Annotated in this window: 11 protein-coding genes, 1 tRNA gene and 2 pseudogenes; all 14 read right to left on the reverse strand. The window is 49.1% G+C overall.

Features of this window, described 5'->3' with window-relative positions:
• A pseudogene (locus Q4488_RS18210) lies at positions 1-78 on the reverse strand (elongation factor Tu); the annotation flags it as partial.
• Between the two features lie 30 nt (positions 79-108).
• A complete protein-coding gene (gene fusA / locus Q4488_RS18215; RefSeq protein ID WP_303581928.1) occupies positions 109-2,199 on the reverse strand; it encodes an elongation factor G in 2,091 nt (696 codons plus the stop codon).
• A gap of 30 nt (positions 2,200-2,229) precedes the next feature.
• Entirely contained in the window at positions 2,230-2,700 is a 471-nt protein-coding gene (rpsG, locus tag Q4488_RS18220; RefSeq protein WP_303581930.1) for a 30S ribosomal protein S7, read from the reverse strand.
• Positions 2,701-2,844: 144 nt separating this feature from the next.
• Positions 2,845-3,219: a 30S ribosomal protein S12 gene (gene rpsL / locus Q4488_RS18225; RefSeq protein ID WP_124927549.1), complete on the reverse strand. Its 375-nt coding sequence runs from the start codon at positions 3,217-3,219 to the stop codon at positions 2,845-2,847.
• A gap of 220 nt (positions 3,220-3,439) precedes the next feature.
• Positions 3,440-7,666 (reverse strand): DNA-directed RNA polymerase subunit beta', encoded by a 4,227-nt coding sequence (gene rpoC / locus Q4488_RS18230; protein ID WP_303581933.1) that lies wholly within the window; start codon positions 7,664-7,666, stop codon positions 3,440-3,442.
• A 71-nt stretch (positions 7,667-7,737) separates the two neighbouring features.
• Complete coding sequence (rpoB, locus tag Q4488_RS18235) at positions 7,738-11,838, reverse strand: DNA-directed RNA polymerase subunit beta (RefSeq protein ID WP_303581935.1); 4,101 nt, start codon at positions 11,836-11,838, stop codon at positions 7,738-7,740.
• Positions 11,839-12,010: 172 nt separating this feature from the next.
• A complete protein-coding gene (rplL, locus tag Q4488_RS18240; RefSeq protein WP_303581937.1) occupies positions 12,011-12,385 on the reverse strand; it encodes a 50S ribosomal protein L7/L12 in 375 nt (124 codons plus the stop codon).
• A 65-nt stretch (positions 12,386-12,450) separates the two neighbouring features.
• Positions 12,451-12,945, reverse strand: a complete 495-nt coding sequence (gene rplJ / locus Q4488_RS18245) for a 50S ribosomal protein L10 (protein WP_303581939.1) — start codon at positions 12,943-12,945, stop codon at positions 12,451-12,453.
• A 222-nt stretch (positions 12,946-13,167) separates the two neighbouring features.
• Positions 13,168-13,863, reverse strand: a complete 696-nt coding sequence (gene rplA, locus Q4488_RS18250; RefSeq protein ID WP_303581941.1) for a 50S ribosomal protein L1 — start codon at positions 13,861-13,863, stop codon at positions 13,168-13,170.
• The gene (gene rplK / locus Q4488_RS18255) at positions 13,863-14,297 is read right to left on the reverse strand and encodes a 50S ribosomal protein L11 (protein WP_303581943.1); all 435 of its coding nucleotides are present in this window, start codon (positions 14,295-14,297) and stop codon (positions 13,863-13,865) included. The genes rplA and rplK overlap by 1 nt, the downstream gene beginning before the upstream one ends.
• 104 nt (positions 14,298-14,401) lie before the next feature.
• Positions 14,402-14,935, reverse strand: a complete 534-nt coding sequence (gene nusG, locus Q4488_RS18260; protein WP_303581945.1) for a transcription termination/antitermination protein NusG — start codon at positions 14,933-14,935, stop codon at positions 14,402-14,404.
• Between the two features lie 12 nt (positions 14,936-14,947).
• On the reverse strand, positions 14,948-15,316 hold the full coding sequence (gene secE / locus Q4488_RS18265; RefSeq protein ID WP_303581948.1) for a preprotein translocase subunit SecE: 369 nt from the start codon (positions 15,314-15,316) through the stop codon (positions 14,948-14,950).
• Positions 15,317-15,376: 60 nt separating this feature from the next.
• Positions 15,377-15,452 (reverse strand) — tRNA-Trp (locus tag Q4488_RS18270).
• A 74-nt stretch (positions 15,453-15,526) separates the two neighbouring features.
• A pseudogene (locus tag Q4488_RS18275) lies at positions 15,527-15,602 on the reverse strand (elongation factor Tu); the annotation flags it as partial.

Consider the following 15,602-nt stretch of genomic DNA (forward strand, 5'->3'; position numbering starts at 1 on the left):
TGTTTTACCGTGGTCAACGTGGCCGATTGTACCAACGTTAACGTGCGGTTTATTACGTTCAAATTGTTCTTTAGCCACGATTAATTCCTCATTAATATATTGGGCAAATTATCTTGCATTGATTACTGCTTGAGCAACATTATCTGATGCTTCAGCATAATCAAAGAATTCCATTGAGTAGGTTGCACGACCCTGAGTAGCCGAACGTAGGTCGGTAGCATAACCAAACATCTCGCCCAGTGGAACCTGAGCATTGATTATCTTACCTGAACTACAATCTTCCATACCCTGAACCAGACCTCGACGACGGTTCAGGTCACCCATCACGTCACCCATATAGTCTTCGGGCGTTACAACTTCCACCTTCATCACGGGCTCAAGCAGACAAGGACTGGCGTCCTGGGCAAACTTTTTAAGCGCCTGCGAGGCAGCAATTTTAAACGCCATCTCATTAGAGTCAACTTCATGGTAGGACCCGTCATGCAGACGCGCCTTCAGGCCGATGAGCGGATAGCCGGCAATAACACCGTTCTTCATCTGCTCCTCGATACCTTTTTCAATCGCTGGGATGTATTCCTTAGGAATCGCACCGCCAACAATCTCATTGATAAACTCCAGCCCTTCATCTTCAGATGGACTAAACTCAATGACCACATGGCCATACTGACCACGACCACCCGACTGACGAATAAACTTATGGTTAGCATCGACAGACTGACGGATTTTCTCGCGATAGGCTACCTGCGGCTTACCGATGTTCGCTTCCACGCTAAACTCGCGCTTCATGCGATCCACCAGAATATCCAGGTGCAATTCGCCCATACCAGAGATGATTGTCTGACCTGTTTCTGGATCAGTTGCCACCCGGAAAGATGGGTCTTCCTGAGCAAGCTTGCCCAGTGCGATACCCATTTTTTCCTGATCTGCCTGAGATCGAGGTTCAACTGCCACAGAAATAACCGGCTCAGGGAACTCCATGCGCTCCAAAATGATCTTATGATCAGGAGAGCAAAGCGTGTCTCCAGTAGTTACATCTTTCATACCGATAAGAGCAGCGATATCGCCTGCGCGAACCTCTTTAATCTCTTCACGGTTATTCGCATGCATCTGCACCATTCGGCCAACGCGCTCTTTCTTGCCTTTAACGGTGTTTACAACACTGTCACCGGAAGCCAGTACGCCAGAATACACGCGAACAAAGGTCAACGTACCCACGAATGGGTCGGTTGCAATCTTAAAGGCCAACGCCGCAAAAGGCGCTTTATCATCCGCTTCGCGAGTCTCAAGCGTTTCGTCGTCATCCAGCGTACCTTCAATCGCCTTAACTTCAACAGGCGATGGCATATACTCGATAACGGCGTCTAGCATCGCTTGCACGCCCTTGTTCTTGAAAGCAGAACCTGCCTGCATCAGAACCAGTTCATTGGCAAGGGTACGTCGACGTAAACCCGCTTTGATCTCTTCATTGGATAACTCACCTCCTTCGAGGTATTTATCCATGAGCTCATCGGATGCTTCTGCTGCCGCTTCAATCATCTGCTCGCGCAGATCATCAGCTTGTTCTTGCAGCTCGGCAGGGATGTCGCATAGTTCGTAAGTCATCCCCTGATCCGCTTCGTTCCACATGATGGCTTTCATGAGAACCAGATCGATGACACCTTTAAACTCTTCCTCCGCACCGATCGGAAAGTTGATCGGTACAGCGTTAGCACCTAGGCGCTCCTTCAACTGATCTTTAACCATGAAGAAGTCAGCACCGGCACGATCCATCTTATTGACGAACACCATGCGCGGCACTTCATATTTATCCGCCTGACGCCATACAGTCTCAGTTTGAGGCTGAACTCCGGAAGATGCACACAGCACCACCACCGCACCATCGAGCACACGCAGAGAACGTTCGACTTCAATAGTGAAGTCAACGTGCCCCGGAGTATCGATAATATTGACGCGATGCTGATCAAACTGTTTGCTCATGCCGCTCCAAAAACAGGTTGTCGCAGCGGAGGTGATAGTGATACCACGCTCCTGTTCCTGCTCCATCCAGTCCATTGTTGCCGCACCATCGTGTACTTCACCGATTTTGTGAGACATACCGGTATAGAACAACACACGCTCAGTGGTGGTTGTTTTACCGGCATCAACATGGGCACAGATACCGATATTACGATATCGTTCGATAGGCGTTTTACGAGCCAAAACTCAATCCTCAGACCTTACATCAAAAGCTTAGAAGCGATAGTGAGCGAATGCTTTGTTCGCTTCAGCCATGCGATGAACGTCTTCACGTTTCTTCACAGCTGCACCACGGCCTTCTACTGCATCACCGATTTCACCGGCCAGACGCAACGCCATGGATTTTTCACCACGCTTACGGGAAGCATCTACCAACCAACGCATAGCCAAAGCCATACGACGAGAAGGACGTACTTCTACAGGCACCTGATAAGTAGCACCACCCACACGGCGAGACTTAACCTCAACCATTGGCTGGATAGCCTCAAGTGCTTTATTAAATGATTCGATTGGATCTTCACCCGTACGCTGACCGATTGTATCCAGCGCACCGTAAACGATCTTCTCAGCAACAGATTTCTTACCACTGATCATCAAGTGGTTAGTAAATTTTGCCAGTGTAATGTTACCGAATTTAGGATCCGGCAGGATTTCACGTTTTGCCGCAACTCTTCTTCTTGGCATGATAAGCCCCTTTATCTACAGGTCTTCAGGTTATTTCAGGAATTGATACCTGACCTTACTCTTATTGCTTGCGGTCTAGCTCTAGTTGTATAGCGGACTGTTTGCACAGCCGATGCCGGACTTCTGTCGCTGTCCCGGAAACGATTAAGACTTAGGACGCTTGGTACCGTACTTAGAACGACCCTGTTTACGGTCGTTAACGCCACTGGTATCCAGTGCGCCACGTACTGTGTGGTAACGAACACCCGGCAAGTCTTTTACACGACCGCCACGAATCAGAACTACGGAGTGTTCTTGCAGGTTATGACCTTCACCACCAATGTAGGAAGTAACCTCGAATCCGTTAGTCAGACGAACACGGCATACTTTACGCAATGCTGAGTTCGGTTTCTTAGGGGTTGTTGTATAGACGCGGGTACAAACGCCACGGCGTTGAGGACAAGCCTGCAATGCAGGTACATCACTCTTTGCCACTTTGCGCTTGCGCGGCTGTCGCACCAGCTGGTTAATAGTTGCCATTAAGCAAACTCCACGCTTTATTTAAGCACCAAAAAAACAGGATTTTTTTCACTCCTGTCACGAAAGGGCCGAGATTGTACTCAATCTCGGCCCATCAGGTCAATATTCGACCAGATATTAGATAACTCTTTTTCAATGTTTCTTCCCATTGAAGCCAAGTTACCCGCAGATAAGCCCCGATATTCGGCCCGAATCACGATTCAGGCCGATTCACGACTTATTATTCTGAATCAGGCATCGCTGCCTGATTCAACGCCTCGGTCAGTGCCAATTGAACATCTTCTGCACTCACTGTGACGTTCTCATCAACTTTCTGAGCCTTACGCTTACGCGCTTTGTGATAAGCCAAACCGGTACCGGCTGGAATCAGTCGCCCTACGACAACGTTTTCTTTCAGGCCACGCAGGTAATCTTTCTTACCACACACCGCACCTTCGGTCAGTACGCGGGTGGTTTCCTGGAACGATGCCGCTGAGATAAACGATTCTGTCGCCAGCGAGGCTTTAGTGATACCCAGCAGTACACGATCGTACTTAGCCGGAATCTTACCTTCCGCTTCCAGCGCCTTATTCTCGGCAACCACTTTATGGTACTCGGCTTGTTCACCGTTGATGAACGAGCTGTCGCCACTCGCGGTAATATCAACCTTACGTAGCATCTGACGCACAATCACTTCGATATGCTTATCGTTGATGCCTACGCCTTGTAGGCGGTAAACATCTTGGATCTCAGAGGTAATATATTTCGCCAACTCGGCCACACCCTTGATACGCAAGATATCGTGCGGGTTAGACGGACCATCAGAAATAACTTCACCTTTCTGAACCACTTCCCCTTCGAAGACGTTTAGGTTACGCCACTTAGGAATCATCAATTCAACAGGATCTGCATCCGCTGGGCTGATGACCAAGCGCTTCTTACCTTTGGTTTCTTTACCGAAGGTGATGGTGCCCGAGACTTCAGCCAGAATCGAAGATTCTTTTGGCTTACGTGCTTCAAACAAATCAGCAACCCGTGGCAGACCACCGGTAATATCCTTGTTCACAGAGCCTTCCTGTGGAATACGTGCCAAGACATCACCGATACCAACTTCGGCACCATTGCTCAGGTTAAGAATCGCTTTCGCCGGCAGTAAGTACTGCGCCGGAGAATCGGTTCCTGGGTGGAACAACTCATTACCCGTGGTCGCATCGACTAAACGGATCATTGGACGAATATCTTTACCCGCCGCAGGACGCAGTGCTGGCTCCAGAATCTCGATAGTCGAGAGACCCGTCAGCTCATCCGTTTGTTGCTTAACGGTAATACCGTCATCAATACCAACAAACTCTAGCTTACCCGCCACCTCAGAGATGATTGGGTGGGTATGTGGATCCCAGTTTACAACGATCGCACCCGCTTCAACACGCTGACCATCTTGAACTTTGATCACCGCACCATACGGTAGCTTATAACGCTCACGCTCACGACCGTGCTCATCGGTCACACCCAGCTCACCCGAACGAGAAGTAGCAACCAGCGAACCATCGGCCTTTTCAACCGACTTCAGGTTGTGCATCCGGATTTCACCGGCATTCTTAATTTGCACACTATCAACCGCTGCCGCCCGTGATGCCGCACCACCGATGTGAAAGGTACGCATGGTCAACTGTGTACCCGGCTCACCGATAGACTGTGCCGCAATAACACCGACCGCTTCACCTGGATTAACCCGATGACCACGACCCAGATCTCGACCGTAACACTTAGAACACAGTCCGAAGGCCGCATCACAGGTAATCGCACTACGCACGACCACTTCATCGATAGAAGAGAAACGCTGATCATTATCCAGACGTTTAACCCATGCTTCATCTATCAGCGTACCCGCTTCGATCAAGACATCTTTGCCGCTTGGGTCCATAACATCTTTGGCGACAGTTCGACCCAAGATACGATAACCCAGTCCAACTACCACATCACCGCCTTCAATCAACGGCTGCATAACTAGACCTTCCTCAGTACCACAATCATCTTCAGTGATAACCAAGTCTTGCGAGACATCAACCAAACGACGTGTCAGGTAACCTGAGTTGGCAGTCTTCAGTGCGGTATCCGCCAAACCTTTACGCGCACCGTGAGTTGAGATGAAGTACTGTAGTACGTTCAAACCTTCACGGAAGTTAGCCGTGATTGGCGTTTCGATGATCGAACCATCCGGCTTCGCCATTAGGCCACGCATACCGGCCAACTGACGAATCTGAGCCGCACTACCCCGGGCACCGGAGTCAGCCATCATATATACAGAGTTGAAAGAGTCTTGAATAACCAGCTCACCGGCACGGTTAAGCACTTCTTCCTTCTTCAGGTTATCCATCATCTTCTTCGCTAGAATCTCATTCGCACGAGACCAGATATCGATAACCTTGTTGTATTTCTCACCTTGGGTAACCAGACCGTCGGCATACTGCATTTCGATCTCTTTCACTTCAGTGTCTGCAGAAGTGATGATATCGACCTTCTCATCCGGGATAACAAAATCGTTAACACCGATAGAAGAACCCGACACAGTTGCTTGACGGAAGCCCATGTACATCACTTGGTCAGCGAAGATAACGGTATCTTTCAAACCAACGATACGGTAAGCCGTGTTGATCAAGCGAGAGATCGCTTTCTTCGTCATCGCCTGGTTAACCAGTTCAAATGGCAAGCCACTTGGTACGATATCAAACAGCATGGCACGACCAACAGTCGTATCTTGAATGCTGGTACGATGCTCTTCATTACCTTCGATATCGCGAATCGTTTCGCTGATACGTACTTTTACACACGCCTGCAGATCAACCTGTTTAGCACCGTAAGCACGCTGCACTTCTTTGATATCGGCAAAAATAGTGCCTTCACCCAGAGCATTAATACGTGCTCGGGTCATCCAGTACAATCCCAAGACCACGTCCTGAGAAGGTACGATGATAGGCTCACCGTTGGCAGGCGACAGTACGTTGTTAGTTGACATCATTAACGCGCGGGCTTCTAGCTGCGCTTCGATTGTCAACGGTACGTGTACCGCCATCTGGTCACCGTCAAAGTCGGCGTTGTATGCCGCACACACCAATGGGTGCAACTGAATCGCTTTACCTTCGATCAGGACGGGTTCAAACGCTTGGATACCCAAACGGTGAAGTGTTGGTGCCCGGTTAAGCATGATCGGGTGTTCGCGAATAACTTCATCCAGGATATCCCAAACTAATGCCTCTTCGCGCTCAACCATCTTCTTAGCGGCTTTAATGGTGGTCGCATAACCACGCAGCTCTAGCTTAGAAAAGATGAATGGCTTGAACAGTTCCAATGCCATCTTCTTCGGCAAACCACACTGATGCAGACGCAGGTAGGGACCTACCACGATAACCGAACGACCCGAGTAATCGACTCGCTTACCCAACAAGTTCTGACGGAAACGACCCTGCTTACCTTTGATCATGTCGGCCAAAGATTTCAGCGGACGCTTGTTAGAACCGGTGATCGCACGACCGCGACGACCGTTATCTAGCAGCGCATCAACAGATTCTTGCAACATACGCTTTTCGTTACGTACGATGATATCCGGCGCGCTCAGATCAAGCAGACGCTTCAAACGGTTGTTACGGTTAATCACTCGACGGTATAGGTCGTTCAGATCGGAGGTCGCAAAACGGCCGCCATCCAGTGGCACCAACGGGCGCAGATCTGGCGGCAGAACCGGCAGCACTTGGAAAATCATCCATTCAGGCTTATTGCCTGACTGATGGAAACCTTCCAGCAATTTCAGACGCTTGGAGAGTTTCTTGATCTTAGTTTCAGAATTGGTCGCCGGCAGCTCTTCACGCATCACCTCGATCTCTTCTGGAAGATCGATAGATTTCAGCAGCTCCTGAATGGCTTCAGCACCCATACGCGCATCAAAGTCATCGCCGAATTCTTCCAGCGCTTCGAAATACTGCTCATCGTTCATCAGCTGACCACGCTCAAGCGTCGTCATGCCGGGATCAATAACCACAAATGATTCGAAGTACAACACGCGTTCAATATCACGCAGCGTCATATCCAGCATCAGGCCGATACGGGATGGCAGTGACTTCAAGAACCAAATGTGAGCGACTGGCGAAGCCAGTTCGATGTGACCCATACGTTCACGACGTACTTTAGCCAGCGCCACTTCAACGCCACACTTCTCACAGATAACACCGCGATGCTTCAGACGCTTGTACTTACCACAGAGACACTCATAGTCTTTAACTGGACCAAAGATTTTGGCACAGAACAGACCATCACGCTCGGGCTTAAACGTACGGTAGTTAATGGTTTCTGGTTTTTTAACTTCACCAAAAGACCAAGAACGAATCATCTCAGGTGATGCCAGACCGATACGGATCGAGTCAAACTCGTCGTTCTGTCCCTGGGATTTCAACAGATTTAGTAAATCTTTCATTTCTACAGCTCCTCGGGGGAGTTGACCACGCAGCGGTTAATCGGCTGCGCAGTAAACTATCTGTTAAAGGGTTACTCGGATTCCAGCTCGATATCGATACCCAGCGAGCGGATCTCTTTCACCAGCACGTTGAACGATTCAGGCATGCCCGGCTCCATGCGATGATCGCCATCGACGATGTTCTTATACATCTTCGTACGACCATTCACGTCATCGGATTTAACTGTCAACATTTCCTGCAAGGTGTAAGCAGCACCGTATGCTTCCAGTGCCCATACCTCCATCTCACCGAATCGCTGACCACCGAACTGCGCCTTACCACCCAGCGGCTGCTGAGTAACCAAGCTATAAGAGCCGGTAGAACGTGCGTGCATCTTATCATCAACCAAGTGGTTAAGTTTCAGCATGTACATGTAACCCACGGTGACCGGACGGCTGAACTGATCACCCGTACGCCCATCAAAGAGGTTAAACTGACCGGTATCGCTTAGGTCAGCCATCCGTAGCAACTCTTTAACTTCGGCTTCTTTAGCACCATCAAATACGGCGGTAGCAAGTGGCACACCACCTTTCAGGTTTTTCGCCAATTCGAGAACTTCGTCATCGCTGAACGAGCTAATATCTTCGTGACGACCGGACTTATAACCACCCAGTTCGCTGTTGTAGATACGATCCAAGAATTCACGTAGTTCTTTCACGGTTTCTAGACGATCACGCTCAGCTTGCAGCATTGCATTGATCTTAACGCCTAGCCCTTTAGCCGCCATCCCCATATGGGTCTCAAGCACCTGACCTACGTTCATTCGTGACGGTACACCCAGAGGGTTCAAGACGATATCAACCGTCTCACCGTTCTCATCATACGGCATATCTTCAACCGGCATGATAACGGAGATAACACCCTTGTTACCGTGACGTCCTGCCATCTTGTCACCCGGTTGTACACGGCGTTTAGTCGCCACGTAAACCTTAACAATCTTCAGTACGCCAGGCGCCAGATCATCACCGGTTTGCAGTTTGCTTTTCTTATCTTCAAACTTAGCATCCAGTTCAACACGGCTTTCTTCCAACTGCTCCTGCGCTTTTTCCAGCAGCTCCTGAGCGGCTTCATCCGCCACACGGATCTTAAACCAGTCAGACTTCTTCAGTTCAGCCAAGGCTTCAGAGGTAATCTCAGCGCCTTTTTGGAAGTTTGCACCGCCTTCGGCAGTCAGACCACATAACGCTCTTTCGAGACGCTCAAAGGTTGCCTGCTCAACGATACGAAACTCTTCATTCAAATCCTTACGGATACGATTCAGCTCAGACTGCTCGATAGAGATCGCACGCTCATCTTTTGGCACACCATCACGGGTGAACACCTGAACATCGATAACTTTACCAATCGTGCCAGTTTTAACCCGCAGGGAGGTATCCTTAACATCGGACGCCTTCTCACCAAAGATCGCACGTAGCAACTTCTCTTCCGGTGTCAGCTGAGTTTCACCCTTAGGCGTCACCTTACCCACCAGAATATCGCCAGGGCCTACTTCAGCACCAATATGGACGATACCGGCTTCATCCAGCTTAGCCAGCGCAGACTCACCGACGTTAGGAATATCGGAGGTAATCTCTTCAGAACCCAACTTAGTATCACGCGCCACACAGGTCAGTTCCTGAATATGGATCGTGGTGAATCGGTCTTCTTGAACCACACGTTCTGAAATCAGAATCGAGTCCTCGAAGTTGTAACCGTTCCAAGGCATGAATGCGATACGCATATTCTGCCCCAGCGCCAGCTCACCCAAGTCAACGGATGGACCATCAGCCATGATATCGCCACGCTGAACCGTTTCGCCTTGGCTAACAATTGAGCGCTGATTAATACAGGTGTTCTGGTTAGACCGGGTGTATTTCGTCAGGTTGTAAATATCAACACCTGCATCACCCGCTTCTGTCTCTTCATCACTGACGCGAACAACAATGCGTGCCGCATCAACCGATTCAATCACACCACCGCGGGTGGCGGTTACACACACACCTGAGTCACGGGCAACATAGCGCTCCATACCGGTACCGACCAACGGCTTATCAGCACGCAGTGTTGGTACAGCCTGACGCTGCATGTTCGATCCCATCAATGCGCGGTTCGCGTCATCGTGTTCAAGGAACGGAATCAATGCCGCAGCAACCGACACAACCTGACGTGGAGATACATCCATGTAGGTGACTTTTTCCGGTGGCATGACGGTAAATTCATTTTCATGACGAACCGCTACCAACTCATCGGTCAGCTTATGATCATCATCCATACCCGCAGAAGCCTGAGCGATAACATGACGCCCCTCTTCAATGGCCGATAGGTATTCAATCTCATCGGTCACTTGACCGTCGACCACTTTACGGTATGGACTCTCAAGGAAACCATAATCGTTAGTGCGGGCATAGGTTGCCAGTGAGTTGATCAGACCGATGTTTGGTCCTTCAGGTGTTTCGATTGGACAGACACGACCGTAATGGGTTGGGTGTACGTCACGTACCTCAAAGCCAGCACGTTCACGGGTCAAACCGCCAGGCCCCAACGCCGATACACGACGCTTGTGAGTCACTTCTGACAGCGGGTTGTTCTGATCCATAAACTGAGACAGCTGAGATGAACCGAAGAACTCTTTAACTGCTGCCGCGACCGGCTTAGCGTTAATCAGATCCTGAGGCATCAGGTTATCGGATTCAGCCATGCTCAAACGTTCACGTACCGCACGCTCAACACGCACCAAACCAACACGGAACTGGTTTTCAGCCATTTCACCAACAGAACGAATACGACGGTTACCCAGGTGATCGATATCATCGACAACACCTTTACCGTTACGAATATCGATCAGCGTCTTCATGACGGCTAAGATATCTTCTTTATCCAGCACACCAGAACCGACTTCATCATCACGACTCAGACGACGGTTAAATTTCATCCGACCCACAGCCGACAGATCGTAACGCTCTTCAGTAAAGAACAAGTTTTCAAACAGGTTCTCAGCTGATTCTTTGGTTGGTGGCTCACCAGGACGCATCATACGGTAGATTTCTACCAGTGCTTCCAACTGATTGCGGGTCGTATCGATACGCAGGGTATCAGAGATAAACGGGCCACAATCCAGTTCGTTGGTGTACAGCGTCTCAAAATCGCCAACATTACGGCTACCCATCAGCTCGAGCACTTCTTCAGTGATCTCGCTGTTGCCTTCGCACAGCAACTCGCCGGTCGTCGGATCGATAATATCTTTCGCTAATACTTTACCCAGCAGATACTCAACCGGCACTTGCAGTTGAGTGATATTATCTTTTTCAAGCTGACGAATATGACGTGGCGTAATACGACGGCCAGATTCAACCAGCACATTACCGCTGCTATCTTTAATATCAAAGGTAGCGGTTTCACCCCGTAGACGAGTTGGCACCAGCGTCATCAGAATATCATCTGCGCTGAGTACCCACTGCGTATTATCAAAGAAGGTTTCGAGGATCTCTTCAGTGGTATAGCCTAACGCGCGCAGCAAAATAGTGGCTGGCAGTTTACGACGACGGTCGATACGTACAAACAGGCTATCTTTAGGATCAAACTCGAAATCCAACCATGAACCACGGTAAGGAATGACACGAGCAGAATACAGCAGCTTCCCTGAGGAATGCGTCTTACCCTTGTCATGATCGAAGAATACACCCGGCGAACGGTGCAGCTGAGAGACAATCACTCGCTCAGTACCGTTAACAACGAAGGTACCGTTGTCGGTCATCAGCGGCATTTCGCCCATGTATACTTCTTGTTCTTTAATATCTTTGATCGCTTTATTCGATGAATCGCGATCATAGATTACCAGACGGACTTTGACACGCAGTGGTGCCGCGTAAGTAATACCACGCATCTGGCATTCTTTAACGTCAAACACCGGCTCGCCCAGACGGTAACCTACATATTCCAATGCAGCATTTCCGGAATAGGAAACGATAGGGAATACAGAACTGAAAGCAGCATGCAGCCCGACATCTTTACGGTCTGTAGAGTCAGCACCCTGTTGCAGGAATTTCAAATAAGAATCCAACTGGATTGCCAATAGATATGGCACATCCATCGCTTCCGGCAGCTTTCCGAAGTCTTTACGGATGCGTTTCTTTTCAGTATATGAGTAAGCCATCTAAGTTCCCCAGCATCTACACCTGAAAAATTCAACCAAACCGAAGGAATTTTCTCGGTCGGTGAGCCGTTATCATTTGCTCTTACTAATAACGGAAAAAGGCCGGTGGCATTTTGCCACCAGCCATAGATGTATCAGCTATTAAATAGTCTGATACGAAGCATAGCGCTGCTTACTTAACTTCAACAGTTGCGCCAGCTTCTTCCAGAGCTTTCTTAAGCTCTTCAGCTTCATCCTTGCTAACGCCTTCTTTAACGGTAGCAGGAGCGCCATCAACCATACCTTTAGCTTCTTTCAAGCCCAGGCCAGTTGCTGCACGAACAGCTTTGATGACGTTTACTTTCTTGTCGCCAACAGCGGCCAGAACAACGTCAAATTCAGTTTGCTCTTCAGCAGCTGCACCAGCATCACCGCCAGCAGCGCCAGCAACAGCAACAGCCGCAGCAGAAACGCCGAATTTTTCTTCCATTGCTTCAACCAGCTCAACAACGTCCATTACAGACATTTCAGCGATTGCATTCAAGATATCTTCTTTAGATAGAGACATGGTTCAATTCCTAAAATATTCGAGCCTCAAGGCTCTTAAACTCGTTACTTAAGCCGCTTGTAAAATTAAGCAGCAGCTTCTTCTTTCTGTTCGCGAACGGCCGCAATAGTACGGACCAGCTTGCCTGCAGCTGCTTCTTTCATGCAGCCCATCAGCTTGGCGATCGCTTCGTCGTATGTTGGCAGTGCAGCCAACACAGAGATTTCTACGACCTGTCCTTCGAAAGCAGCGGTCTTCAACTCAAGCTTCTCTTCTGCTTTAGCGAAATCTTTCAGAATTCGCGCGCCAGCACCTGGGTGCTCATTAGAGAATGCAATCAGAGTTGGACCTACGAATGAATCAGAGATACATTCGAAATCAGAGCCTTCTACTGCACGACGTGCTAGGGTGTTACGTACGACACGCAGCCATACTCCCGCATCACGCGCCTGCTTACGCAGTTCAGTCATCTTCTCAACGGTTACACCGCGAGAATCTGCAACTACAGCAGAAAGAGCGCCCTTAGCAGCTTCCTGGACTTCAGCGACAATCGCTTTTTTATCTTCGAGTCCTAATGCCACGATTTACTCCTGGATTTAGTCTTATCGACTGTTTACCAATCACTTCAGCGATAAATCACTGAAGCGCCGAGTACGGTGGTTGAATTGATCCGGTTAAGGGGATCACACCGTCTGCGCAGGCTGATAGATTAAGAGTTTGATAACTAGCATCAAACTCGCCTGCGGTCTTTGACGACCTCTGTCGTTAAACGACAGAGACCCTCAATATTTTCTGAAAATCGATTAAGCGCCCAAAGAGCCCTGATCGATTACCAGACCTGGCCCCATAGTGGTGGACAGAGTAACTTTCTTCAGATAAACGCCTTTAGCAGATGAAGGCTTCAGCTTTTTCAGCTCGGCCAACAGTGCATCAAGGTTAGCGGCGATAGCATCAGCTTCAAAGCCCACTTTACCCACGCCTGCGTGGATAATGCCGTTCTTATCAGTACGGAAACGCACCTGACCGGCTTTAGCATTGTTAACAGCAGTGGTAACGTCTGGCGTAACAGTACCCACTTTAGGGTTAGGCATCAGACCGCGCGGGCCCAAAATCTGACCCAACTGACCGACAACGCGCATCGCATCAGGTGTTGCGATAACAACATCAAAGTTCAGATCGCCACCTTTAATCTGCTCAGCCAAGTCGTCGAAGCCAACCACATCAGCACCGGCCGCTTTTGCTTTTTCAGCGTTTTCGCCTTGCGCAAACACAGCAACGCGAACGTCTTTACCAGTACCACTTGGCAATACGCTTGAACCACGTACGTTTTGATCCGATTTACGTGGATCAATACCCAAGTTAACTGCTACATCAACAGACTCTTTAAAGCCAACAGTAGACAGTTCATTCAACAATGTTACTGCATCAGATACAGTGTACTGCTTACCTGGCTGAACTTTTTCAGCAATCGCCTTTTGGCGTTTAGTCAGCTTAGCCATTATTCAACTCCTTCCACGATAAGACCCATGCTACGTGCGCTACCAGCGATGGTGCGAACAGCTGCATCCATATCAGAAGCAGTCAAGTCAGCCATTTTAGTCGTTGCAATCTCTTCCAACTGAGCACGGGTAACAGTACCCACTTTCACAGTATTCGGACGACCAGAACCACTCTTCAAGCCAGCTGCTTTCAGTAGCAATACTGCAGCAGGCGGAGTCTTAGTGATAAAGGTAAAGCTACGATCGGCATAAACTGTAATAACAACAGGTGTTGGCAGACCCGGCTCTACGCCTTGAGTTGCCGCGTTAAACGCTTTACAGAATTCCATGATGTTAACACCATGCTGACCCAATGCTGGACCGACTGGTGGACTTGGGTTCGCCTGACCGGCAGCAACCTGCAGCTTAATATAAGCCTGGATTTTCTTAGCCATGTTTCACTCCTGGTGGGTAGTAACGCCTGACGGCTCCCCGGTTTAAAGACGGAAAAACCCCAGCACTCATTCAAGCACCGAGGTTAGTTCCTAAAATACAACTATCAGGCTTTTTCGACCTGACCAAACTCTAACTCGACCGGTGTCGAACGCCCGAAGATCAATACTGCAACATGCAGCCTATTCTTCTCATAGTTAACTTCTTCGACAACGCCATTAAAGTCGGCAAACGGACCGTCAATCACGCGAACCATCTCACCGGGTTCAAACAACGTCTTAGGACGCGGCTGATCAACACCACTCTCAACACGCTGCAGAATAGCCTGCGCTTCTTTCTCAGTAATTGGCGCCGGCTTATCTGCCGTACCACCAATAAAGCCAAGCACACGCGGCGTATCTTTAACCAAGTGCCAAGTATCATCATTCATATCCATCTGCACTAACACATAGCCAGGATAGAATTTACGCTCAGACTTACGTTTCTTACCTTCGCGGATTTCAACAACTTCTTCTGTTGGAACGAGGATATCACCAAAGCCCTCCTGCATATTATGCAGCTCGACTCGTTCTTTCAGAGAGTTCATCACGCGCTTCTCGTAACCGGAGTACGCATGTACAACATACCATCGCATAGCCATGCCTCTTTCCTTTTATCCGATTACAGTCGAGACGCCCAGACTCAGCAATGAGTCAAGACCCCACAAAAGCAAACCTACAACCAGCACTACCACAGTTACAATCAGAGTCGTCTGCATTGTTTCCTGTCGTGTTGGCCATACAACTTTGCGAATTTCAGATCGCGCTTCTTTAAACAATGTAAAGAAAGCCAGACCCTTAGCGGTTTGCAGTGCAACAAAGCCTGCAGCACCCGCAAGAACTAATAACGCAATTACGCGATACAGCAGAGACTCTTCTGAATAAACAGAGTTACCTACTACGCCGGCAGCAACAATGGCTACCACTACGACCCATTTCAGGCCATCCAGCTTTGAACCTTCGGAAGACACTTTAGAATTCACGATGGGCCTCGGTTATCGATAATTTGCTTGAACTTGTTAGACACCAACTCAGATTAGAGTTGGCAGGCCAGGAGGGACTCGAACCCCCAACCTGCGGTTTTGGAGACCGCTGCTCTGCCAATTGAGCCACTGGCCTAGTACTAACTAGGGATGCATATATTACACACATCCCTACTAGGTAGCAACTGTTAAGTTGCTATAAATCAAAGATTACTCGATGATTTTTGCTACAACGCCTGCACCAACTGTACGACCGCCTTCACGAATCGCAAAACGCAGACCTTCT

The organism is Amphritea sp. 1_MG-2023 (genome assembly GCF_030547545.1).
Classification (GTDB): domain Bacteria; phylum Pseudomonadota; class Gammaproteobacteria; order Pseudomonadales; family Balneatricaceae; genus Amphritea.